The organism is Streptomyces sp. NPDC001750 (assembly GCF_042892615.1).
Lineage (GTDB): Bacteria > Actinomycetota > Actinomycetes > Streptomycetales > Streptomycetaceae > Streptomyces.
In genome coordinates, this window is the sequence record NZ_JBIAUE010000010.1 from 164,445 (window position 1) to 185,850 (window position 21,406).

Genomic DNA, 21,406 nt, shown 5'->3' on the forward strand with positions numbered 1-21,406 from the left:
CCACTCCTGTACATGAGTCAACCCGTCACGATGAAGAACTCGTGACGGGCTGCGAGGAGTTGAGCGGGTGTCAGTCTGCGGCAGGGATCCGGTACTCGAAAACGAACTGGTCAGCGGCCATGAGGGTGTCGCAGACCTCGACCACGAGACCCGCGGTCGTCCGAGCCTCCCGGATCAGATGAACCACCGGCGCACCTGGGCTCAGCGCCAGTTCCGAAGCCTCCCCCTTCGAGGCCGGACGCGCCTGCAACGTCTCGACGAACTCTGCGAACTCATGCCCGTGGTCTTCGAGTCGGGCATAGATGCCACCGCCGCCGGGGTTCTCGGCGAACAGCTCCGGGATCTCCTTCACCACGTCCCAGGGAAGGTAGGACGTGGCGGTCTCGACCGGGGTGCCGTTGCGGAAGTAGAGACGCCGACGGGCCAGCACCTGCGTGCCGGCAGGGACGCCCAGTCGTCGGGCAGCATCCTCGGGTACCTCCATGGGCCCGATGTAGAGGACGCTGACCTTGGCGGAAGCACCGGACTGTGCGGACTCCGCGAGGTACGCGGCCTGACCTCCCTGCCGGAGCGAGCGCCGGAAGCGGTCCGAGGAGCGGTGCCGCACCGGCGGTCGGTTCTTCACGATCGAGCCCTTGCCGTGGCGGGTCTCGACGAGCCCGCTCGCCCGCACCTCGACCATGGCTTTGCGGATGGTGCCACCGGACACGCCATAGCGATCCACCAGCTCAGATTCACTCGGCACCATGTCACCAGGCTTCAGGACACCCGCCCGAATCTGCTGCACGATCTCGTCCGCGATCTGCACGTATCGAGGGCCGGCCCCGCCCCCGCCTGCCGCAGTTCCCATAGTCCTTCTCTGCCTCCTATGCTCCTCTACATGAGTCAATCACAGGAAGCGACACCGTCCCCCCTGCACTCTGTGTCCGTGGCCGGAGTAGTGGTGCGCGAGGACGGACGCCTTCTTGCGATCCGCCGGGCCGACAACGGCACCTGGGAACTCCCCGGCGGCATCCTCGAACTCGACGAGACCCCCGAGGCCGGAGTGGCCCGCGAGGTCCTGGAGGAGACGGGCATCTACGTCGAGGTAGACGAACTCACCGGTGTCTACAAGAACCTGACCCGCGGCATCGTGGCCCTGGTCTTCCGCTGCAGGCCCTCCGGTGGCACCGAACGCACCTCCAGCGAATCCACGGCTGTCTCATGGCTCACACCCGACGAGGTCAGCGAGCGCATGTCCGAGGTCTACGCGGTCAGGCTCCTGGACGCCCTGAGCGGCAACGGCCCGCACGTACGGAGCCACGACGGCAGGCACCTCATCCCAGCGGGATAAAACCTTCTCTACTTCATCAAGGCACCCGGCTGCGCTCCGCTCCGCCGGGCGCGCTTTCCGGCTCTGGCTGCGCCCGCGCTCCTGCCTGCGGCCCGCTCGGCGCTGCCGCCGCCGACGCGCGCCCACAGTGGACAGGCCCGGAGGGCATGAGACGAGAACCAAGCCCGCGGCTTCAAGACATGCCTCCGGCGGGGGCGCTCAGACTCCGGGATGGACGGGGCGCCGTTCGCGAGTGCCGGCCGGAGCGTGGCGAGCGTCGTGGGCTCCCATCCCGACCACCTTCGACCCAGGCAGAGCCGAGCAGTCGCGGCCCAGGGCGTCAAGGTCGTTCGTACAGTGGCGCGCTCCACCTTGACGCCCTGAACCGCAACTGCTCCACGGTGTGTGGGTCGAAGGCGGACGGGATGGGAGCTGGGGAGGGTGGCAAGTTGGGGTAGACCTAAACGGTTTACCGCCGCCCGACACCGCTGGGTAGGCGCTGCCAGCACCCAGAACCTTCTAGGGCTAACTGGAGTCAGGGCAGATATAGTGACGATGCAATGCATTCATGGGTGCATTTGAGCGGATTTGCGACATCGGACTGCAACCTCGCTTCGCGTCTAGTTCCTCCAGCACGAAGGCCCGGCCCAGGTTGGCAGACCAGGACCGGGCTCGCGCGTGGAGTAATCGAAGCGGGTCCGGCCGAGTATCAGACGGTCGGACCCGCTTCGCTGCGGTCCGCCATCGTCCGGCACCTCTTCAACTCACGGCGCTAGCGCCGTGCCAACTGCTCCACACAGGCTGCGACAGCCGCCACAGCAGTCAGAGTCGCAATCAGGAGCCGGAACCACCACGGATCCGGGGCACGATCACGATTACCTTCCTGCGCCTCGGGCTCTCGCATCTCCATCTCTCTCTCCTCACCTGAGTGGTAGGCCCCGGCGAGCCGGGTCCCTCGACCGCGTGCGCGTCGAGAGCGGTGATCGGTAAGAAGCGAGACGGCCGCAACATACCCGCCGCATCCACCACCTGACGGGGCGTCAGCAGCGGACGAATCGGGAAGCCGACAGGTTAATTAATTAATAGAAGGATTCCATAGTTCGTTGCAATTTCACGGCTGCCATACACTCCCTGTCCGAATCGGATGCCGAAATCACGCATCCGATTTGCTGATCTGATTCCCATACGTCTCGCTCAGAGTACACTACGACCAGGCGTAGTAGATGCGGTTGATCTAAGGAGGAGAGCGACGGTGACGGAGGCGAGCACTGCGCAGGCCGAGGCCATCGAGTGGGACCTCGAACCCGGTGATGTGATTGAGCGCAAGCAGCTTCATGCCAAGTACGGCGGGCGGACGCAGGGCGGCATCGGACCCTCAGCGAAGACGCCGAACGTGATGATCTTTACGGATCCGATCGCCGGCGAGAAGCACGGGTACTACGACGGCTGGATGCCCGATGGGCTCTTCCACTACAGCGGAGAAGGGCAGTACGGGGACCAGCGGATGCTCTCAGGCAATGCCAGCATCCTGAACCATCAGGCTGAGGGACGAGCTCTTCGTGTCTTCCAAGGGGCCCGCGGCAGAGTCACCTACCTGGGCGAATTTGCTGTTGAGGGCTGGTACGAAGCCGATGCGCCGGAGACCGGCGACGGACCCCTGCGCAAGGTCATCGTCTTCAAGCTTCGTCCTATCGATACGTCCCCCCAGGAGCCAGGCACCAAGCTTGGTCGGCTGCTGGCCAACCAAGTCACGACCGTCACGCAGATCGACGTCGAGCAGTACGAAACCGAGAAGTCGTTCGTGCAGCCGAACCAGGAGCCCTACGAGGCGGAGCGTCGCGAGGGCAAGCTTGTACGGCAGTTCACTGACTTCTTGCGGCTCAACGGGCACCAGATCGTTCGCCACCGCATCCTGCCGCAGGGCGAGACGCGCCCTCTACTGACCGATCTCTACATCCCAGATCTGGGACTTCTCATCGAGGCCAAGGGGAGTGTCACTCGCGAGAACGTGCGCATGGCGATTGGCCAGCTGGCCGACTACGGCCGATTCATGGACGCTCCACATCGCGCGATCTTGGTTCCGAGTAAGCCACGTCGCGATCTCGTTGAGCTCGTCACTAGTGTGGGGCAGGCCTTCATCTGGCCGGAAGGCAAGGACTACAGCAGCACCGCCCCGGAGCTACTGCCTGTAACTCGATCGCTTTGATCACCACGGCGGGGCTAGTACAGCACCGCCGTACCGCAACCGCAGCAACCACCTCCGTCCGCTACTGCGTCTCCGGGGCCTCGGAGCGGCCGATATGACCATCGTTGACCGATCCGGCTGGAGCTACGGATCAGAAGGTGCCCATGCCCCACCCAGTGCCCCATCGTCCAGGGGTCAGCGGTAACTGGCAGGCACCTGCAACACAACGGCCCCTGACCGTTTCACCTGGTCAGGGGCCGCACACCTACGCGGTGGGCTTCTACTCGTCTCCTTCAGAAACGGTGAGGTTCACTCACGCTCAAGAGGTGACCGCGGCTGGTCGCTACACGGAGCACGTCTCGCAAAGCCCCGGACAGTTCCTTCACCAGCAGCCGCAAATCCTCCAGGCCCGCTTCTTCGTCGCCAAGAGTTCCCGAGGCCTGTTCCAGCAGTTCGGTCGCCATCCCGAGTTGCACCGCCTCGATGTTGTCCGCCAGGCGGGACATGTGTCCGTCCCTCTCATCGGTACTGAGGTAGCAGGGCTTGTCTTCAGGCCCCGACCACGGGAGAAGCCGCAGTTCGTTTCGGGTCGTCATCCTTGCGTTCGCCTCTCATTGATCACGTGGTGAGTAATGAAGACCGCATCGACGCGGTCCCCCGGGAACACCAGATGCGCGGCCTCGATGACGCGGCCGGTGCTGTCGGCGGCGACGCGAGTGATCGCGAGAACCGCCACGGCGGAGCTGGTCCGAAGCGTCGATGCCTCGTCCGGTGTCGGGAGGCGGGCGTGTACCGTCTCCCGGACCTCTACCGGCGGAGGGTTCAGTACGGCAAAGCCCATAACCATCCGCTCACATGCGGATCCATCGCCGAGCGCTACGGTCGGCGTCAGGTCGCGCGGGACGTAGATGCGAGCCAGGCTGTGCGGCGAATCCCCCTCATGGCTGAGGCAGAAGTACTCGGTCAACGGGCTGCCGCTCGGCACCCTCAACAGGCTTGTCAGGTGCCCGTGCGCCCGGATCGCAGTTCTGCGGACAGTGACGCGCAGAGCCGCGTCCGCAGCAGTTGCCGGATCCAGCGAGCCCCGTCCCCCGACATACGTGATCTTGCGGAGGGGGCGACGAACGAAGTTCCCCTTGCCGTGGATCTTCTCAACGAGCCCTTCCCTCTCAAGCACCGCGAGAGCACTCCTCAACGTCGGCGTGCTGACCATGTACTGACGGGCCAAGTCGGCCTCCGACGGCAGGCGTTCGCCAGCCTTGATACGGCCGGTTGTGATCTGGTGCCGGAGGTCACCGGCAATGCCGTGACGGCGAGAAGACATGAACTGAGTCACCGCCTTCTCGGCATTCGCATGGCGACAAGCCGAGTTCGCCCATGAATGGTCAACAGCTCACCTGTCTCGAACAGCAGCTGCTTGGCACCGTGCGGCAGTTGGCACAGGTCACTCACCCGGCACGCCCGGCCGCCGACTTGGATGACGTCGCCGCGCTGCACGGTGGCCGAGGTGATCTCGACGGTGGATGGCAGCGCAGCGCTGGGCGCCCGTCCCCTCATCGCTGCACCTCCCCGGGCGCGGGCTGGGTCGACGTCGAGTGACAGGGGCAGTCGCACACCTCGTAGACCACCCGGACGCCGGCCGGCACCGAGGGCGGGAAGAATTCCGTGCAGGCGTGGTGCGTACCGATCCGACATGCAATCGAGCGGTAGGAGGTCGCCGCAGCGGGCGTGTATCCGGGCTGTTGGCGAGGAGGCATCAACGGGCCCCCGCAAGAGCCGACCAGGCCTCAGTCGAAAGATGGGGAGCCAGGACCATCGAGCGTTGCCGTACGTGCTTCTCCCAGGCCAACACGTACGGACGGACGAGCGCGATGTCCTCACCCGCGAGCGAGTCCGCGTGGTCTACGCAGTCCGAGACCCGTCCCCCGCCAGCCGTCGACCTGTCAATGGGCGCAGGGGGCACGAAGGCAGCCATCGGCCGGGAGAGCGTTAAGGGGCGGCGGTGCCTGCCCTTGTGGAAGTACCGCTCTCTGGTGAGCGAGACGGCACGGCGGATACGGTTGAACACGCTACTCAGCTCCTATCGCTGATGGCTCGGTCCCCCGACATCGCCCGTCGAGGGGACCGCTTTGTCTACGACCGCCCAAAGGGTGCGGCCGTTCAGGCTGGTGGCCAGGAGCCCGAACCGATCGGCCTCGGCCACCGCTTCCAGAACCTCCCGCCATGACTCGGCGGGGAGCGATTCCGGTACCTCCGTTTCGACCGCCGTGTATCCGGCGTGGTCCTCCACGCGCGCGGGGAGCCCGACGGACGACAGCCGGGCGGCGATGGCCGCCGCGCTTACTCCTGAAGCAGGCACAGGGCAGCCTCCGTCACCGGCGATCACTTTCAGTGAAGCTAGTTAACTAGGTTAGAGCTAGTGGACTAGATTTTCCATATGCCTGAGCAGCCGCCTTATCTCCGCATCGCCGACGAACTCCGGCGGCGGATCGCGGAGCACGTATGGGAGCCGGGCGATCGCCTGCCCTCCCGCGCCCAGATCGGCCAGGAGTACGGCGTGGGCGAGAACGTGGTCCGCCGGGCGCAGGAGCTGCTGATCTCCCAGGGCGTGTTGGAGGGTCGCGCCGGTTCCGGCACGTACGTCGCGGAGCCTCGACAGCGGGTGCGGGTCGTCCGTTCAACAGCACGCGAGCAGCCCGACGGCTCTCCGTTTCGTGCGGACATGAAGGCCATGGGCAAGCAAGGGGATTGGGAGAGTCTGACCGACGCCAAGGTCCCCGCCCCTGCGGAGATCGCGACCCGCCTGGGTATCGCCGAGGGAGATCTGTGCGTCCGCACGACGTACGAGTTCCTGGCCGATGGCAGGCCGGTGCAGTTGTCGACGAGTTGGGAGCCGTACGACCTCACCGCCGGCACTCTCGTCGTTCTCCCCGAGGGAGGGCCGCATGCCGGGGCCGGAGTCGTGAACCGCATGGCCGCGATCGGCATCACCGTCAGCCACGCCGTGGAGCAGCCGGAGCCGCGGCAGGCGACCGCCGAGGAGGCATCGCTTCTGGGCATCCAGAAGGCCGCCTTCGTCACGCACATCCGCCGGACGTACTACAGCGACCAGGGGCAGCCCGTGGAGACGGCCGACATCGTGGTGCCCGTCGCTCACTGCGAGATCGTCTATGAGATCCCGATCAACCGGTAACCGCGGTAACTGACAGGCGTCCGCCGCCTTGTGGATCTCCTCGAACCGCGGTCAGTTCGTGCCCCTCGCGTGCCCCTTCCGTGCCCGATCGGGCGGGAAACCAGGGGGAGACACGGTGACTGGCGGACACCGGACAACACAACGGCCCCCGACCATCTTGCCTGGTCAGGGGCCGTTCAGCTGTGCGGTGGGTGTGGGATTTGAACCCACGGTGACTCGCGCCACGACGGTTTTCAAGACCGTTCCCTTAGGCCGCTCGGGCAACCCACCCCGCGCCACCGGTTCACGGACCGAGGTTGACGCGAGGACAGCCTAGCCGGTCAGCTGTCGCCCTTGCGCTCCCCCAGGGTGACTTCGGTCGTGGCCATCCTGCCGTCGCGCTGGTAGGTCAGCGTCACACGGTCGCCGGGCTCGTGCGTCCAGATCTCGCCGATCAGGCTCGGGCCGCTGTCGATCACGGTGTCGCCGAACTTCGTGATCACATCGCCCGCCCGGAGACCGGCCTTGTCCGCGGGCCCGCCCTGCACCACGGCGTCCGCGTCGGAGCCCGCGCCCCGGTCGGAGATGACCGCGCCGCCGGACCTCTCGTCCATCCTGACCGTGGCGCCGATCACCGGGTAGACGGGCCGACCGGTCTTGATCAGCTGCTGGGCGACGTTCGTCGCCTGGTTGATCGGGATCGCGAAGCCGAGACCGATGGAACCGGCCTGGGTCTGGCCGAGGCCGCTGCCGGTCGACTGGATGGCCGAGTTGATGCCGATGACCGCGCCGCGCGCGTCGAGCAACGGGCCGCCGGAGTTGCCCGGGTTGATCGACGCGTCGGTCTGCAGGGCGCTCATGTACGAGTTGTTGCCGCCGGCCCCGTCCCCGGAGGCGACCGGGCGGTTCTTGGCGCTGATGATCCCCGTGGTCACCGTGTTGGACAGCCCGAACGGGGCACCGATCGCGATCGTCGAATCGCCGACCGCGACATGGTCCGAGTTGCCGAGGGGCAGCGGGGCGAGCCCCGACGGCGGGTTCTTCAGCTTCAGCACCGCGACGTCGTAGCCCTGCGCCCGGCCGACCACCTCGGCGTCGTACTTCTTGCCGTTGGAGAACGTGGCGGTGAGCTGGCCACTGTCCGCCGCGGAGGCCACCACGTGGTTGTTGGTGAGGATGTGGCCCTGCTTGTCGTACACGAAGCCGGTGCCCGTACCGCCCTCGCCGTCACCGCCCTGCGCGTCGATGGTGACCACGCTGGGCAGTGCCCTGGCGGCCACGCCCGCGACCGTGCCGGGGTCGCGCTTGAAGCCCTGCGCGTCGGCCGAGACCGTGGTCGAACCACTGGACGCGCTGTTCCGGTCGGCCGCCCAGTAGCCGAAGGCGCCGCCGATGCCGCCCGCGATCAGCGCAGCCGCCGCCACCGCGGCCACCAACCCGCCCATCCCCCGCTTCCGCGGGCCCTTCTGGCCGGGGAACTGGTCCGGGGCGCCCCAGACCGGCGTCCCGCCGTCGGCACCATGGTGCGCGTACGTGGGCGCGGCGGGAGGGGGCGGCGGGGGCCAGTTCGCCTCGGCGGCCGACTGGAAGCCGGGAGGAGCCGAGGCCGGAACAGGGCCCGTGGAAGTGGTCGCGGCCTCGCCCTCCGGCGCCTGCGGCTGCCCCGGAGCAGGCGTGGAGGCGGAAGGCCCCTGGGGAGCGTCGGCCGGCGGCACGGGAGGTACGGACGGAACCGGCGGAACGGCCTCGCCCGCAGTGCCCTCGCTGCCCTCGTTCTCTGTGCTCACAGCTCTTTACTCCTCGATTCCACACGATTGTCGGCAAGAGATCCGCTGTGTACGTGTCCTGGGACAGCCTTTCCCAAGACCCGTCAGGCCACTGTAAGCAGGACCTGTGCATCCTCGGACCCATCCTTACATCCGACAAAAAGGACGCGCGCTCGTGGTCCGCACGACGCACCACCCGGCGTGCGCGCCGCGCGTCGCGCGGACGCCTCGGACGCAAGCTGTACACAGCACCCGCTCTCGGTGACACGATGACGCGGTGACGCAAGCACGGCAGCCCTCCACGCCCCCTTCCATCCAGGTCATCGCCCACCGGGGCGCGTCCGACGACGCCCCCGAGCACACCCTGGCCGCGTACCGGAAAGCGATCGAGGACGGCGCCGACGCACTGGAGTGCGATGTACGGCTGACCGCCGACGGGCATCTCGTGTGCGTGCACGACCGCCGGGTGAATCGCACGTCCAACGGCCGCGGCGCGGTCTCCGCCCTGGAGCTGTCCGCGCTCGCCGCCCTCGACTTCGGCTCCTGGAAGGACCACGAGGACTCGGAGTCCCCGGACTGGGACCCGGTGCCGGGAGAACTCACCTCGGTGCTCACCCTGGAACGACTGCTCGAACTGGTCGCCGAGACACGGGCAGCCGGACGCCCGGTGCAGCTCGCCATCGAGACCAAGCACCCCACCCGCTGGGCGGGCCAGGTCGAGGAGCGGCTGCTGCATCTGCTGAAGCGTTTCGCGCTCGACGTGCCGTCGGCCGACGAGCCCTCGCCGGTACGGATCATGAGCTTCTCCGCGCGCTCCCTGCACCGCGTCCAGGCCGCCTCGCCCACCCTGCCCACCGTCTACCTGATGCAGTTCTTCTCGCCACGCCTGCGCGACGGACGGCTGCCCGCCGGGGCCCGGATCGCCGGGCCCGGGATGCGGATCGTCCGCAGCCACCCCGGCTACGTCGAACGTCTTCACCGCGCGGGCCACCGCGTCCACGTCTGGACGGTCGACGAGCCGGAGGACGTCGAACTCTGCGTCAACCTCGGCGTGGACGCAATCATCACGAATCGCCCCAAACAGGTTCTGTCACAACTGGGACGCCTTTAACATCCGTTACAGGGAGTGCAACGGCGCATTCGAACCGTACTCGATCGTCATGAGTGCGTCACCGGTGGGCGAACGGTCGGTTTCCGGTCCAGCCCGGGGGGGCATCCACTTCGTGGCGTGGGGCAAAGGAGGTCTCGGGGGTGGCGTTGGTGGTGGCACAGGAAGTGCCCACGTCGTCGAGCATGGCCGTACCCCATGGCCCTGCGGGCGTGGGGCAGGCGCGGCACCGGATGCGCGAGCAGTTGCGCAGCCACGGGATGCCGGATTCGGTCGTCGACGATGCCGTGTTGATTCTTTCCGAACTGCTCAGCAACGCCTGCCGGCACGGCAGGCCGCTGGGCCGGCACACGGATGTGGGCGAGGGCGACATCCGCGCCGCCTGGCGCGTGGACAGAACGGGAGGGCTGACCGTCGAGGTGACGGACGGCGGCGGCCCGACCCGGCCGGTCCCGGCCACGCCGTCGGTGACGGCGCGCGGCGGTCGCGGTCTCAACATCATCAGCACGCTCGCCGAGGAGTGGGGCGTACGCGACGACTCCTCGGGCGAGGTCACCGTCTGGGTCCTCGTCCACGAGGGACACCACGATGAGAGACGTCGGGACGACGAGCACCCGAGCGGGAACGCGAACGGGCGCGCGAAAGCGAACAGGAACGAAGCGCACGGTGCCGAAGGGCGCGGGAACAAGGGGCACGGGCGGGCATCCGGAGCCCCGGGCACCTCGGGGTCATCGAGAGTGTCGGGCATCCGCCGCGCAACGGGCATGCCGAGTCCGGCCGCGCTGGACCGGCTGGGGTTCGCGGGGTCCCTCGACGACATCGGCTGAGGTCCGCGCTCCACGTACGGGCGGAACCGGAGCCCGACAGCGACGAGGCGCACCGGGCGGCGGGCCCCGGGCCCGGCCGCGCATCGCGAGCACGCCCGGACCGCGCCCCTGGTTCGACGTACGGGCACGGACCGGGTACGTGGGAACAGGCCCGGACCGGGTACGTGGGACGAGGCGCGGACCGAGTGGACGCGGCGGGTACGCGGGCGCGTGTGTCCGGGACGTGACGCGGGCCGCTAGGCTCGCGGCCCAGACCGCACTGACGCAACCGGGAGAAAGCCCACCATGGCCAAGAAGCGCCCCCAGACCAAGGCCGGGAAGCAGCAACTCAAGGACGGCGAGATCCCGGTGGTCGGGGCTCGTGAGCCCTGCCCGTGCGGTTCGGGCCGACGCTACAAGGCGTGCCACGGCCGCGCCGCCGCCCAGGCCGTGGCCGAACTGGTCCACCGCCCCTTCGAGGGCCTGGCCGGTGAGTGCGACTGGGTCGCGCTGCGCGAACTGGTGCCGGCCGCCACGGTCGAGCTGACACTCAAGGGCGGGCTCCCCGACGGCGTACCCTCCGTGACCCTCGCGACCGTCCTGCCGATGGCGTGGCCGGCCCTCCGCCGCGACGACGGTTCGGTCCTGCTGGGGCTGCAGAACGACACCCCGTCGGGCGACCTCAGCCGCGACCTCGCGGACACGCTCCGGCAGGCGCTCGCCGCCGAGCCCGGCTCGCCCGTGACCGCGCGGCGCGCCCCGGCCGACGGACCGCGGCTTCAGGACATGCTCGACCCCGACGCGGCCTTCGAGCCCGCCGTCCACCCGGGTTTCGAGTTCTGGGTTCCGGACGCGGAGAACGCCGCGCCGGAGGTGTCCGCCTCCCTGGAGCGCGCGAACGAGGCGGCGATCCCCACGGCGCGGCTCTCCGGCGTGGACGCCGCGTACTGGTGCGAGACCCCGGAGAAGAACCACCTGCGCTGGGTCATGCCGCACCCCGAGGAGCAGCTTCTCGACGCGCTCGCCCGACTGCATGCCGCCGGTGCCTCTTCGTTGGGCGAGGGGACACGGCTGGTCGGTTCCTTCCGGGCGCACGGACTGATGGTCCCGGTCTGGGATCTGCCGAGCGCGATGGGCGCGGCGGAGTGCGAGAAGCCTGCGGCGGAGTTCGCGGAGCGGCTGGCCGACGCGCTCGCCTCGGACGCGCCGCTCACCGCCGAGGAACGCCGGGCCCGCGGCGGGCTCACCAACCGCCAAGTGACACTCAGCTGACAGTGACGACCGCCGGGCGGGCTCGGTGACTCGCGTCACAACCCCCCGTACCGGCAGGTAAATCCCTGTCCGAATACGCGAGATCGAATTTGCGAACGGCAGATCTCTTGTTACGGTTCTAGAAGCCCGGTCGCTGGTGCATCCCCCGTCGCCAGCGATCGGGCATCCTCATTTCCCGGTACGGCGCACAGCGCACGCCCGGCGCATGAGCCCGCCGCACGACCCGCCATCAGTACGGTCCCGCGGCGCGCCCGCCGTTCGCCGCCCGCCCGTCGGACTCTCCGCCCACACTCGAGTCCGGGCTTCCCACCACCGCACATCGTCGCCAACCCGCCACGACAGAGCCCGTTTTGACCTCCCGCCCCGGGCGCGCCGCTCCTCGGGCCCCGGGCCCGCCGCGTCCTCCGCCGAGGCGGCCACTCTCGGACAGAGAAGGATCCCGGATCGCTTTGCGCGCCACTTACGAGGCCAATCGAATAAGCCTTCGAATTTCCGCGAAATAGCCACGGAAGCCCCGTCAGAAAACCAAATCTCGCCGCACTTTGCAGCGGCAGACTTTGCACGAGCGGGCACGGAACCGGCATGAGACGTCATCGGGACACGGCGGTCCGCGGATTCCCGTACCGATCAACCGGAGATCATCATCGGGAATCGCACGGGGCGAACACCGGCGGCCGGTGAAGACACCGAGGGAGAACGAAGGCGACGGGCGACAGCCAGGGACGGCGAAAAGAGTAATGACGAATAATGAGGCGATAGATCGCGGCATGCGAACTTCGCCCGAACTTCACCCGAATTTCGAACGGTTCGGCCCAGATACCGGAGACAATTCCACGTCGGCATCACGGAGTGCGCCCACTGCCGGTGACCACTTTCCGAGCGCCGAGGCCCGCCTCATCCCGCCCCGGCCCCGGCCCACGCGAGGCAGGCACACGCGGAGCCCGCACACCACGAGGCCGGACCCGGACCCTGGAAGCACCGAGACCCCGGGACCCTGCCCCACAGCCTGAAGGCCCGATGCCCAGGGCCCGAACACGCCGGATCCCGAGGCGTGCAAAGCACCGGATGCCGTCGTCCCGCCGGCCCGTCAGTACACGAGTCGTCAGCGCACAAGCCGTCAGTACGCGAGTCGACTGCCTCCGTCGGGGGCACCGTTGCTCGCCTCGACCAGCGCGTCGAGCACCGTCTCCACATCCGGCAGCCACGGCACCGCGGCTCCGGTCGTGTCTCCGCCCCTGCCCCCGGTCCCGGCCTCGTGGCCGGAGCGGCGTCCGTTCGTACCCGGCAGAGGGCCGGGAGCCCGTTCCCAGCGCACCTGTCCCGTCCCCGTCGCCGACGGCGGAAGGACCAGATAGCCGCCCTCGCCGTGGAAGCGCAGCGAACTGGGCACCCGGTCCTGGACGTACAGCAACTCGCCGAGCCGTTCGAGGGTGTACGGGGCGACCAGCAGCGACCACCGGGTCGGGGTCGCCACCACGGGGCCGAGACGGGTACCCATCCGGTCCAGTTCGACCAGCGCCCGCGCGGCGGCCACGGCGGGCAGGCTCAACGCGCAGGGGGCACGGCCACCGGTGGCCAGCACGATCGGCGCGGTGGGCCGGTTGGTCCACCACCAACGCACCATGCGCTCGTCGGTGGTCGCCGCCAGAAGACCGGGATCGAAGGGGTGCGCGCCTGGTACGGCGCACTCGGGATCGGCGCAGGCGCACCCACGGTCACGGCCGTCACGGCCACCGCGTCCGTCGCCCGCCGCCGTTCCCACTCCGGGGACCACGGGCCACTGCCACGCGGTGGCGCAGATCAGGGCCGCGTCGAGCTGGGCGGGCCTTGCCCTGCGCCGGAGCCTGCGTCGCCTTCCGAGGATCTCGCGCATGAGCGCTCGTTCCTTTCCGTTGAACGCCGAGGGTCCACATCACACCACGCGTGCCTCACATCGCGTGTGCATCACTTCGCCGTGCGTGCACGCCCGTCCGACGTGTCGTACGGGTGGTTCGTCGTACCGAGCGTGCGCTGAGCCAGGTCGAGCAAGGGGGGTGAGACGAGCCGGACACAAACATGGCGAGGAGAAGCGCATATACATCGCGCGTGTCGTCCCATGGTGCAAACCCCGCCACTTGGGGGTGGGGGCGTGGCCGTCACAAGAGAGGACGTCCGGGTCGGCTGCCGGGTTCCCGGGGCGATCGGAACTGCCCCTGGCCATCATCGATTACGTACCCAGCATGCCCGAAATGACGCTCCCTGCGGGACTTCCCCCGGGACTTCACCCCGAGAACACCCCCCGTCGAGCACCCTCAGTCGACCGCAATTAGCCGCCACCAGGTGCGTTTTTCAGCCAACTTAACAGTTGGCCGGACACCACAAAACCCGTAGGGACAATGCTGGACATCGCCTTACTTGTACGTGTACATGTGGATGCTACGTGTACCTGTAGATGCACTGATAGCGGCGCAGAATGACATGGGGGTTTGCGATGCTATTCCAAGAAACGCACCGGTGGGAAAGCCTTCTGCCATGAGCGCCCCGCACCTGCCGAAAGTGGCTGGAATCGATCCCACGGTTCCTGTTTCAACGCACACTGCCGGTTCTCTCTCCGGAGTACCGGCCGCCCCCGGAGCATTCGTCCAGGACCGGCTGGCCGGCTGGGTCTCCGACCTCACCACGCTGCACGAACTCACCGAACGACTGGCCAGGACCAGCGCGCTCGACGACGCCCTGCGCGAACTCCTGGACGCCGGTGCCGCTCTGGTCGGCGCCCGCCGCGGTCTGGTCGTCTTCGAACCGTCCGACCACCGCGGCCCGGTCAGCACCGTCGGTCTGGGCCTCGCCCACGCCGAACTCGGGCACATCGAGACCGTGCCGCGCAGTGCCACCTCCTACGGCCGGATCCTGGAAGGGGCCCCCGACGCCGAAGGAACGCGGACCACCCCCGATCTGCTCGGCGACACCACCCTGGACCCCCGGCGCCGCGAGGTGGCCGCCCGGCTCGGATACGCCGCCAGCTACGCCGTGCCGATCGCCGCCGAGGCGACCGGCAGGCTCGGCGCCGCCGTCTGGCTGTACGACGAACCCGCCGAACCGCTGGAACGCCAGCGCCATCTCGTCACCCTCTACGCCGGATACGCCGGTGAACACCTCGCCAGGCTGCTGGAACTGGAACGCGCCAGGGCCGATGTCGCCACCGTGGCGGAGGAACTGCTGCCCACCCGCCTGCCCAGGGTCACCGGCGTACAACTGGCGGCCCGTCACCGCGCGGCGCCGGAGGGCGGCGGCGACTGGTACGACGCGCTGGCGCTGCCGGAGGGCGCCCTCGGACTGGCCGTGGGCTCGGTGGACGGCTCCGGACCGAGCGCGCTGGCCGCCATGGGGCGGCTGCGCGCCGGACTGCGGGCGTACGCCGTCATGGAGGGCGAGGATCCGGTCGCCGTGCTCTCCGACCTGGAACTGCTGCTGCGGCTCACCGAACCCGCCCGCTCCGCGACCGCCCTCTTCGCCTACTGCGAGCCCTCCTGCCGCAAGATCCTGCTGGCCGGTGCGGGCCACACCCCGCCGCTCCTGATCGGCGACGGGCACACCGAGTTCGTCGAGACCTCGGTCTCCGCGCCGCTGGGCATGCTCGCCTGCTGGGAGGCGCCCAGCGTGGAGATCGCCCCGGCGCCGGGCGAGACCGTGCTCCTCTACACCGACGGGCTGCTGCGCCGCACCGGCGACTCGACGGACCGGGCGTTCGCCCGGCTGCACTCGGCGGCGGCGCGCGTGCCGAAGGCGCTGCGCGACGACGCCTCGGCCGTCGCCGACCACGTCCTGCGCACCATGCTGCCGGACGGACTCGACCAGGGCGGCGGCTCGGAGGACGTCGTGGTCCTCGCCGCACGCTTCGACTGAGCCGGACGGACCCCGGCGTTCCGGCCGAACCGTACCGTTCCGGACGCGTCCGGACCGCATACGCCACGACGGGGGCATACAGGACGTACACGGCTCGGTACACGTATGCGGCTGGGCGAACGCGCACGGGACGTATACGGTCCGGTCAGGCTGTGTAACAGGCCCTCCGGCCCTGCACCCCGTATCCGTACGCCCGTACGATGAACAGGGCCCCAATGTCGTATCAAGGAGAGACAAGTCGTGGCTGAGGAGCTCACCCAGGAGAACCCGGAGACCCCGGAGACCGAAGCAGAGGAAACGATCAAGCAGCGGAAGAACGGTCTGTACCCGGGCGTCTCCGACGAGCTCGCCGCGAACATGAAGTCCGGCTGGGCCGACACCGAACTGCACGGCCTCGCACCGATCCCCCAGGCCGCGCACACCGCCGCCCGCCGCGCCGCGCTCTCCGCGCGCTTCCCGGGTGAGCGGCTGGTCATCCCCGCGGGCAACCTGAAGACCCGCTCCAACGACACCGAGTACTCCTTCCGCGCCTCCACCGAGTACGCGTACCTCACCGGTGACCAGACGCAGGACGGTGTCCTCGTCCTGGAGCCGACCGAGGACGGCCACGAGGCGACCGTCCACCTGCTGCCGCGCTCCAACCGCGAGAACGGCGAGTTCTGGCTCGACGGCCAGGGCGAGCTGTGGGTCGGCCGCCGCCACTCCCTCACCGAGGCCGAGCAGCTGCTGGGCATCCCGGCGAAGGACGTCCGCGAACTCTCGGCCGCGCTCGCCGAGGCCACCGGACCGGTCCGTGCCGTACGCGGCCACGACGCCGGCATCGAGGCCGCCCTGACCGACAAGGTCACCGCGGAGCGCGACGAGGAACTGCGCGCCTACCTCTCCGAGGCCCGGCTGATCAAGGACACCTTCGAGATCGCCGAGCTGCAGAAGGCCTGCGACGCCACCGCGCGCGGCTTCGAGGACGTCGTGAAGGTCCTCGACAAGGCCGAGGCGACCAGCGAGCGCTACATCGAGGGAACGTTCTTCCTGCGCGCCCGCGTCGAGGGCAACGACATCGGCTACGGCTCGATCTGCGCGGCCGGTCCCCACGCGACCACCCTGCACTGGGTGCGCAACGACGGTCCGGTCCGCTCCGGTGAGCTGCTGCTCCTCGACGCCGGGGTGGAGACCAACGACCTCTACACCGCCGATGTGACCCGCACCCTCCCGATCAACGGCACGTTCACGCCGCTCCAGCGGAAGATCTACGACGCGGTGTACGAGGCCCAGGAGGCGGGTATCGCGGCCGTCAAGCCGGGGGCCGCGTACCGCGACTTCCACGACGCCGCGCAGCGCGTGCTCACCGAGAAGCTCGTCGAGTGGGGCCTGCTGGGCGACCTGACCGCGGACAAGGTGCTGGAGCTGGGCCTCCAGCGCCGCTGGACCCTGCACGGCACCGGCCACATGCTCGGCATGGACGTCCACGACTGCGCCGCCGCGCGCACCGAGACGTACGTGAACGGGACGCTGGAGCCGGGCATGTGCCTCACGGTCGAGCCCGGCCTGTACTTCCAGGCCGACGACCTGACCGTCCCTGAGGAGTACCGGGGCATCGGCGTCCGCATCGAGGACGACATCCTCGTCACCGAGGACGGCAACCGGAACCTCTCCGACAAGCTGCCGCGCCGGTCCGACGAGGTCGAGGCGTGGATGGCCCGCCTCAAGGGCTGATGCCTCGCCTCAAGGGCCGAGGGCCGATGTCCCGCTTCGGGGACTGACGTCCGCGTGCTGGAGGGCCGCCCCGCTCAGGACACCATGAGCAGGGCGCCCTCCCGCCATTTGAGGACCTTGTCGAAGCTCACCACGGCGCCGCGGCCGGGGCGGTTACCGAAGTGGACGTGGTCGGCGAGCTGCTCGATCAGACAGAGCCCCCGGCCGTCCTCGGCGCTGAGCGAGGGGTACGGCCGGCCCCCGTACTGCTGCCCCGACGACCGCAGCGTGCGGCGGGAGGGGAAGCCGGGTCCCGAATCGGTGACCTCGATACGGCACTTCTCGCCGTCCAGATACGCGGTGACCCGGTACTGACCGGGAGCCTCCCCTGGCCGCTCGTCCCTCGGGTCCCACGGGCCCCGGCGCGCGTCCCGCTCCTCGCGCTGTTCCTCCCGCCGTTCTCCGCGCTCCGCGCGTTCGTCCTCTTCTCCCCCCGGAGCGCGCTGTTCCCGTTCCCACCGCTCGTACGGGGGCCGGTCTTCCCGGGGACGGCGCTCACCACCGTGCTCGACGGCGTTCGCACACGCCTCGGTGAGCGCGACCGACAGGTCGAAGGAGATCTCCGGATCCACGCCCGCCGTCTCCATCGTGCCCAGCAGGAAGCGGCGGGCGAGCGGAACGCTCGCAGCCTCGCGCCGCAGATGGAGGGACCACCAGATGCTCATGCTCCAGCCTCCTGGCTGCGGCTCGACATACCACCGGTACGTATTGCCCTGCCGAACCGTTCGTAAGCGCATCCCGGATGTGAGACCGCTCATTCGGCGGATACCAGCACCCCACCCACGCGTGTATGCCGAACCGGCCCCGGAGGACCGGTCGTTGGTCCCCCGACAGGCGCCGACGTCTCGGCCGCGCGTTCCCCGGCCGGGTGCGCCGCCGGGCCCCGGGACGGCGGGCCGCTCCATGGCCCGGCCCGCTTCCGGCCGGTCGCTCGGGGCCGGGCGCGGCGGGGCCCGTCGCACGTATCGGACGGCCGGTGCTGTTCCGGACCTGCCGTTCCCGGACGCGGGGTGCGGTGCGATGATGGGCCCCGCCATGTCCATTCCTGTCGCACGCGCCGGGGCCGGTGTACGGCTCCTCAGGGCCACGGTGTTCACCGCGGTCTGCGTCGCGCTGTCCGCGGCAGGACATGCCCTGGCTTCCTGCGCCACCGTCCCCTGGTGGACGCTGCTCGCCGGTTTCCTGGGAATCTTCGCGGTGATCGCGCCGCTCGCCGGGCGCGAGCGCTCGCTGCCGACCATCGCCGCCGCGCTGGCCGGCGGACAGATCGCCCTGCATGCCCTCTTCAGCTCGGGCGCACCCGCCGCGCATCCGGTCACCTCGGCCGGGGACGACTCGCTGATCCGGTTCGCGGCGAACATCGTGTGCGGCGCGGGGCCGGCCCGGCTGAACGCCGCCGAAGCCCGCCGCATCGTCACCACCGCGGGCATCGACCCGGCGTCGGTGACCGTCGGGCACCAGCACCTGGCCCCCGCGCTCGGCTCGCACCAGGACGGGCTCATCGGGCTGCTGCCCGGTCTGCCCATGCTGCTCGGCCACCTGCTGGCCGCCGTGGCGACCGGCTGGCTGCTGCGGCGCGGCGAGATCGCGCTGTCCGGGCTGGCCCGGCTCTCCGCACACGGCGCGCAGCAGGTCGCGGCCGGGGCCCGGCTGCGCGCCCTGCGCGCGGCGCTCGCACTCGTGGCCGCCCTGCGCGCCGGACTGCCCGGCTCCCCGACGTCCGGGCCGCGCATCCCCCGCACCGAGGACGACACTCCGCTCCCTGCCGTCGGGGACGCGTTGCAGCACATGGTGATCAGGCGCGGGCCGCCGCCCGCGTACGCACTCGCAGCCTGACGCGACACCCCGGCCGGCCACGCGGCCCCGCTCGCCCCCTGGGTCACCGGGCCGCCCCGGCCACTCGACGCACGCACGCCCGGCATACGGACCCCCGGTTCCTTATCGCCGACGTATGCGCGCCGCGAATGGGAAGAGGTGTCGCGACACCGGTGCGCGACCGCGCACCGGGCCACCCTTCCTCTGTGCTTCCGTGGAGTGATTCCCGTCATGAATGTTTCCCGCATCGCCCTGGCAGGCGGCATCGCCGCATCCACCGTCCTACTCCTCGCGGGCACCGCCTCCGCGCACGTGTCCGTGCAGCCGCTGGGCGAGGCCGCCAAGGGCGGCTACGCGTCGGTCAACATCAAGGTCCCGAACGAGCGCGACAACGCCTCGACGGTCAAGCTCGAAGTCAGCTTCCCGACCGACCACCCGCTGGCCTCGGTCACGCCGCAGGCCGTGCCGGGCTGGGACATCGAGGTCACCAAGAGCAAGCTGGCCAAGCCGCTCGACATGCACGGCAAGAAGATCGACGAGGCCGTCTCCAAGGTCACCTGGACCGCCAAGGGCGACAAGGACGAGGCCGGTATCCGTCCGGGCTACTTCCAGCAGTTCCCGCTGTCCATCGGCCAGCTCCCCGAGGACGCCGATCAGCTCGTGTTCAAGGCCGTCCAGACGTACGACAACAAGGAAGTCGTCCGCTGGATCGAGGAACAGAAGGAGGGCGCCGCCGAGCCGGAGAGTCCGGCACCGGTCCTCGACCTGACCGCGCCGGCCGACGGCGGCCACGGCGCGGGCGCCGACGACAAGAACGGTACCGGGTCCGCGCACGAGTCGGACGAGCGCACGACGGCCTCCGCCGAGGCGTCCGACGCGTCGAACAGCGACACCACGGCCCGCGTCCTCGGCATCGTCGGGATCGTCGTCGGTGCCGCAGGGGTGGCCTTCGGTGTCCTCGCGGGCCGTCGCCGCAACGCCTGACCGGGCAAACCGTCCGGTGCCGGTTCCCACGGTTCCCGGGTGCAGCGGCACCCGGGGCCTCCGGTCCACGGTGCCGCGACGCCCGCCCGGGTCCCGCGGTGACGCGGCGTCCGAGCCAAGGCTCCGTGGCGCCCCCTCCGCCCACCGGTCCCCCCGATCCACCAGTCCCCCCGATCCACCAGTCCCCTCGACCTACCAACCCCATCGACCCACCAGGATTCAGTGCTCCATGCGTAAGAAAACAGTGCTGGCCGCGGCATTCGCCGCCGCGGCGGCGCTCACCCTGTCCGCCTGCGGCGGCGACGACGGCACCGCCGCCAAGCAGCCCGTGGCCGACGTCTCCGTCCCGGCCAAGACCAAGGCCGCGACGGTGCTCGACCAGCCGTTCACCAAGCCCGACCTCGTCCTCACCGACACCCACGGGAAGAAGTACGACCTCCGGGAGCAGACGAAGGGCAAGCCGACGCTGATCTACTTCGGCTACACCAACTGCCCCGACGTCTGCCCGCTCATCATGAGCAACATCTCCATCGCCAAGAAGTCCCTCCCCAAGGCCGACCAGGACAACCTCCGGGTCGTCTTCGTGACCACCGACCCGGAGCGGGACACCCCCTCCTCGCTGGGCACCTGGCTCAAGTCCCAGGACCCCTCCTTCATCGGCCTCACCGGCGATTTCCCGGCCATCCAGGCGGGTGCACGCCAGATCGGCATCGGCATCGACGCGCCGAAGAAGGAGAAGGACGGCACGGTCGTCTCGATGCACGGCTCCCAGGTCATCGCGTTCTCCCCGAAGACCGACAAGGGCTACCTGATCTACAGCGAGGACACCTCGCCCGAGGACTACACCAAGGACCTGCCCAAGATCGTCAAGGGGGAGAACCCGTGAACCGCCGTACCGCCCTCGCCGGAGCCGCCGCCCTCGCCACCGGGCTGGCACTGACACTGACGGGATGCTCGTCCGGGAACGACGAGCCCGAACTGAAGGTGACCGGCGCGTTCATGCCACAGCCGGTCGACGACATGGCGGCGGGCTTCCTCGTCGTGAAGAACAGCGGCGGCGCCTCCGACCGGCTCACCTCGGTCACCAGCCCGCTCTCGGACGACGTCTCGATGCACGAGACGAAGAACGGGGCGATGCGCATGGTGAAGTCCTTCGAGGTGCCCGCAGGCGGCCGGCTGGATCTGGAACGCGGCGGAAACCACCTCATGTTCATGAAGCTCAAGGAACAGCCCAAGCAGGGCGACAAGGTTTCTGTCGAGCTGCACTTCGAGAAGGCCGACACGATCAAGGTCGACCTTCCCGTGAAGGAGACCACCTACAACCCGAAGAAGCAGTGAGGGACTGACACGTC

The 21,406-nt window shown here is 69.3% G+C and carries 20 protein-coding genes and 1 tRNA gene; 12 read left to right on the plus strand and 9 right to left on the minus strand.

Annotated elements, in window-relative coordinates:
* Window positions 1-70: 70 nt before the first annotated feature.
* The gene (locus ACFYY6_RS18105) at window positions 71-850 is read right to left on the minus strand and encodes a GntR family transcriptional regulator (RefSeq protein WP_389194071.1); all 780 of its coding nucleotides are present in this window, start codon (window positions 848-850) and stop codon (window positions 71-73) included.
* Between the two features lie 18 nt (window positions 851-868).
* On the opposite strand from ACFYY6_RS18105, the gene ACFYY6_RS18110 reads away from it, so the two are divergent.
* Both ACFYY6_RS18110 and ACFYY6_RS18115 read left to right on the plus strand, forming a co-directional pair.
* Window positions 869-1,333, plus strand: coding sequence for an NUDIX hydrolase (locus tag ACFYY6_RS18110; protein ID WP_389194074.1), 465 nt, complete (start codon window positions 869-871; stop codon window positions 1,331-1,333).
* Window positions 1,334-2,564: 1,231 nt separating this feature from the next.
* Window positions 2,565-3,518, plus strand: coding sequence for a restriction endonuclease (locus ACFYY6_RS18115; RefSeq protein ID WP_389194077.1), 954 nt, complete (start codon window positions 2,565-2,567; stop codon window positions 3,516-3,518).
* A gap of 272 nt (window positions 3,519-3,790) precedes the next feature.
* Here ACFYY6_RS18115 and ACFYY6_RS18120 read toward each other — a convergent pair whose 3' ends face one another.
* The 4 genes from ACFYY6_RS18120 to ACFYY6_RS18135 form a co-directional block, all read right to left on the minus strand.
* Entirely contained in the window at window positions 3,791-4,093 is a 303-nt protein-coding gene (locus ACFYY6_RS18120; protein ID WP_389194080.1) for a hypothetical protein, read from the minus strand.
* On the minus strand, window positions 4,090-4,821 hold the full coding sequence (locus ACFYY6_RS18125; protein ID WP_389194161.1) for a GntR family transcriptional regulator: 732 nt from the start codon (window positions 4,819-4,821) through the stop codon (window positions 4,090-4,092). Before ACFYY6_RS18125 ends, ACFYY6_RS18120 begins: the two co-directional genes overlap by 4 nt.
* 8 nt (window positions 4,822-4,829) lie before the next feature.
* The gene (locus ACFYY6_RS18130; protein WP_389194083.1) at window positions 4,830-5,054 is read right to left on the minus strand and encodes a hypothetical protein; all 225 of its coding nucleotides are present in this window, start codon (window positions 5,052-5,054) and stop codon (window positions 4,830-4,832) included.
* Between the two features lie 523 nt (window positions 5,055-5,577).
* Window positions 5,578-5,856 carry a hypothetical protein gene (locus tag ACFYY6_RS18135; RefSeq protein WP_389194086.1) on the minus strand — a complete coding sequence of 93 codons (279 nt, stop codon included), beginning with the start codon at window positions 5,854-5,856 and terminating at the stop codon, window positions 5,578-5,580.
* Window positions 5,857-5,934: 78 nt separating this feature from the next.
* Here ACFYY6_RS18135 and ACFYY6_RS18140 point away from each other — a divergent pair, with 78 nt between their 5' ends.
* On the plus strand, window positions 5,935-6,690 hold the full coding sequence (locus ACFYY6_RS18140; RefSeq protein ID WP_389194089.1) for a GntR family transcriptional regulator: 756 nt from the start codon (window positions 5,935-5,937) through the stop codon (window positions 6,688-6,690).
* Between the two features lie 185 nt (window positions 6,691-6,875).
* Here the strand turns inward: ACFYY6_RS18140 and ACFYY6_RS18145 are convergent.
* Window positions 6,876-6,960, minus strand: a tRNA-Ser gene (locus ACFYY6_RS18145).
* A gap of 50 nt (window positions 6,961-7,010) precedes the next feature.
* On the minus strand, window positions 7,011-8,456 hold the full coding sequence (locus ACFYY6_RS18150) for a trypsin-like peptidase domain-containing protein (RefSeq protein WP_351517126.1): 1,446 nt from the start codon (window positions 8,454-8,456) through the stop codon (window positions 7,011-7,013).
* Window positions 8,457-8,712: 256 nt separating this feature from the next.
* On the opposite strand from ACFYY6_RS18150, the gene ACFYY6_RS18155 reads away from it, so the two are divergent.
* From ACFYY6_RS18155 to ACFYY6_RS18165, 3 genes are all read left to right on the plus strand, one after another.
* Window positions 8,713-9,546, plus strand: coding sequence for a glycerophosphodiester phosphodiesterase (locus ACFYY6_RS18155; protein WP_389194092.1), 834 nt, complete (start codon window positions 8,713-8,715; stop codon window positions 9,544-9,546).
* 53 nt (window positions 9,547-9,599) lie between these two features.
* On the plus strand, window positions 9,600-10,370 hold the full coding sequence (locus ACFYY6_RS18160; protein WP_351517129.1) for an ATP-binding protein: 771 nt from the start codon (window positions 9,600-9,602) through the stop codon (window positions 10,368-10,370).
* 285 nt (window positions 10,371-10,655) lie between these two features.
* Window positions 10,656-11,621, plus strand: a complete 966-nt coding sequence (locus ACFYY6_RS18165; RefSeq protein WP_351626148.1) for a DUF5926 family protein — start codon at window positions 10,656-10,658, stop codon at window positions 11,619-11,621.
* Between the two features lie 1,117 nt (window positions 11,622-12,738).
* On the opposite strand, the gene ACFYY6_RS18170 is transcribed toward ACFYY6_RS18165, so the two are convergent.
* On the minus strand, window positions 12,739-13,494 hold the full coding sequence (locus tag ACFYY6_RS18170) for a bifunctional DNA primase/polymerase (RefSeq protein WP_351517131.1): 756 nt from the start codon (window positions 13,492-13,494) through the stop codon (window positions 12,739-12,741).
* A gap of 638 nt (window positions 13,495-14,132) precedes the next feature.
* Between ACFYY6_RS18170 and ACFYY6_RS18175 the strand changes: the two genes are divergently transcribed.
* Together ACFYY6_RS18175 and ACFYY6_RS18180 are read left to right on the plus strand one after the other, a co-directional pair.
* Window positions 14,133-15,503 (plus strand): PP2C family protein-serine/threonine phosphatase, encoded by a 1,371-nt coding sequence (locus ACFYY6_RS18175; protein ID WP_386609135.1) that lies wholly within the window; start codon window positions 14,133-14,135, stop codon window positions 15,501-15,503.
* A gap of 240 nt (window positions 15,504-15,743) precedes the next feature.
* Window positions 15,744-17,216, plus strand: a complete 1,473-nt coding sequence (locus ACFYY6_RS18180) for an aminopeptidase P family protein (RefSeq protein WP_351517135.1) — start codon at window positions 15,744-15,746, stop codon at window positions 17,214-17,216.
* 74 nt (window positions 17,217-17,290) lie between these two features.
* On the opposite strand, the gene ACFYY6_RS18185 is transcribed toward ACFYY6_RS18180, so the two are convergent.
* Window positions 17,291-17,920, minus strand: coding sequence for an ATP-binding protein (locus ACFYY6_RS18185; protein WP_351517137.1), 630 nt, complete (start codon window positions 17,918-17,920; stop codon window positions 17,291-17,293).
* A gap of 370 nt (window positions 17,921-18,290) precedes the next feature.
* On the opposite strand from ACFYY6_RS18185, the gene ACFYY6_RS18190 reads away from it, so the two are divergent.
* The 4 genes from ACFYY6_RS18190 (at window position 18,291) to ACFYY6_RS18205 (ending at window position 21,392) form a co-directional block, all read left to right on the plus strand.
* On the plus strand, window positions 18,291-19,091 hold the full coding sequence (locus ACFYY6_RS18190) for a hypothetical protein (protein WP_388651160.1): 801 nt from the start codon (window positions 18,291-18,293) through the stop codon (window positions 19,089-19,091).
* A gap of 210 nt (window positions 19,092-19,301) precedes the next feature.
* A complete protein-coding gene (locus ACFYY6_RS18195; RefSeq protein ID WP_388651158.1) occupies window positions 19,302-20,054 on the plus strand; it encodes a YcnI family protein in 753 nt (250 codons plus the stop codon).
* A 229-nt stretch (window positions 20,055-20,283) separates the two neighbouring features.
* A complete protein-coding gene (locus ACFYY6_RS18200) occupies window positions 20,284-20,940 on the plus strand; it encodes an SCO family protein (protein ID WP_351517140.1) in 657 nt (218 codons plus the stop codon).
* Window positions 20,937-21,392 (plus strand): copper chaperone PCu(A)C, encoded by a 456-nt coding sequence (locus ACFYY6_RS18205; protein WP_351517141.1) that lies wholly within the window; start codon window positions 20,937-20,939, stop codon window positions 21,390-21,392. The genes ACFYY6_RS18200 and ACFYY6_RS18205 overlap by 4 nt, the downstream gene beginning before the upstream one ends.
* The last annotated feature ends 14 nt before the right edge of the window (window positions 21,393-21,406 follow it).

Coding starts and splice junctions, on each gene's coding strand:
- ACFYY6_RS18130 (WP_389194083.1), bottom strand. CDS start 5,054: ATGAGGGGACGGGCGCCCAGCGCTGCGCTGCCATCCACCGTCGAGATC.
- ACFYY6_RS18200 (WP_351517140.1), top strand. CDS start 20,284: ATGCGTAAGAAAACAGTGCTGGCCGCGGCATTCGCCGCCGCGGCGGCG.
- ACFYY6_RS18165 (WP_351626148.1), top strand. CDS start 10,656: ATGGCCAAGAAGCGCCCCCAGACCAAGGCCGGGAAGCAGCAACTCAAG.
- ACFYY6_RS18185 (WP_351517137.1), bottom strand. CDS start 17,920: ATGAGCATCTGGTGGTCCCTCCATCTGCGGCGCGAGGCTGCGAGCGTT.
- ACFYY6_RS18175 (WP_386609135.1), top strand. CDS start 14,133: ATGAGCGCCCCGCACCTGCCGAAAGTGGCTGGAATCGATCCCACGGTT.
- ACFYY6_RS18190 (WP_388651160.1), top strand. CDS start 18,291: ATGTCCATTCCTGTCGCACGCGCCGGGGCCGGTGTACGGCTCCTCAGG.
- ACFYY6_RS18110 (WP_389194074.1), top strand. CDS start 869: ATGCTCCTCTACATGAGTCAATCACAGGAAGCGACACCGTCCCCCCTG.
- ACFYY6_RS18125 (WP_389194161.1), bottom strand. CDS start 4,821: ATGTCTTCTCGCCGTCACGGCATTGCCGGTGACCTCCGGCACCAGATC.
- ACFYY6_RS18140 (WP_389194089.1), top strand. CDS start 5,935: ATGCCTGAGCAGCCGCCTTATCTCCGCATCGCCGACGAACTCCGGCGG.
- ACFYY6_RS18195 (WP_388651158.1), top strand. CDS start 19,302: ATGAATGTTTCCCGCATCGCCCTGGCAGGCGGCATCGCCGCATCCACC.
- ACFYY6_RS18170 (WP_351517131.1), bottom strand. CDS start 13,494: ATGCGCGAGATCCTCGGAAGGCGACGCAGGCTCCGGCGCAGGGCAAGG.
- ACFYY6_RS18120 (WP_389194080.1), bottom strand. CDS start 4,093: ATGACGACCCGAAACGAACTGCGGCTTCTCCCGTGGTCGGGGCCTGAA.
- ACFYY6_RS18105 (WP_389194071.1), bottom strand. CDS start 850: ATGGGAACTGCGGCAGGCGGGGGCGGGGCCGGCCCTCGATACGTGCAG.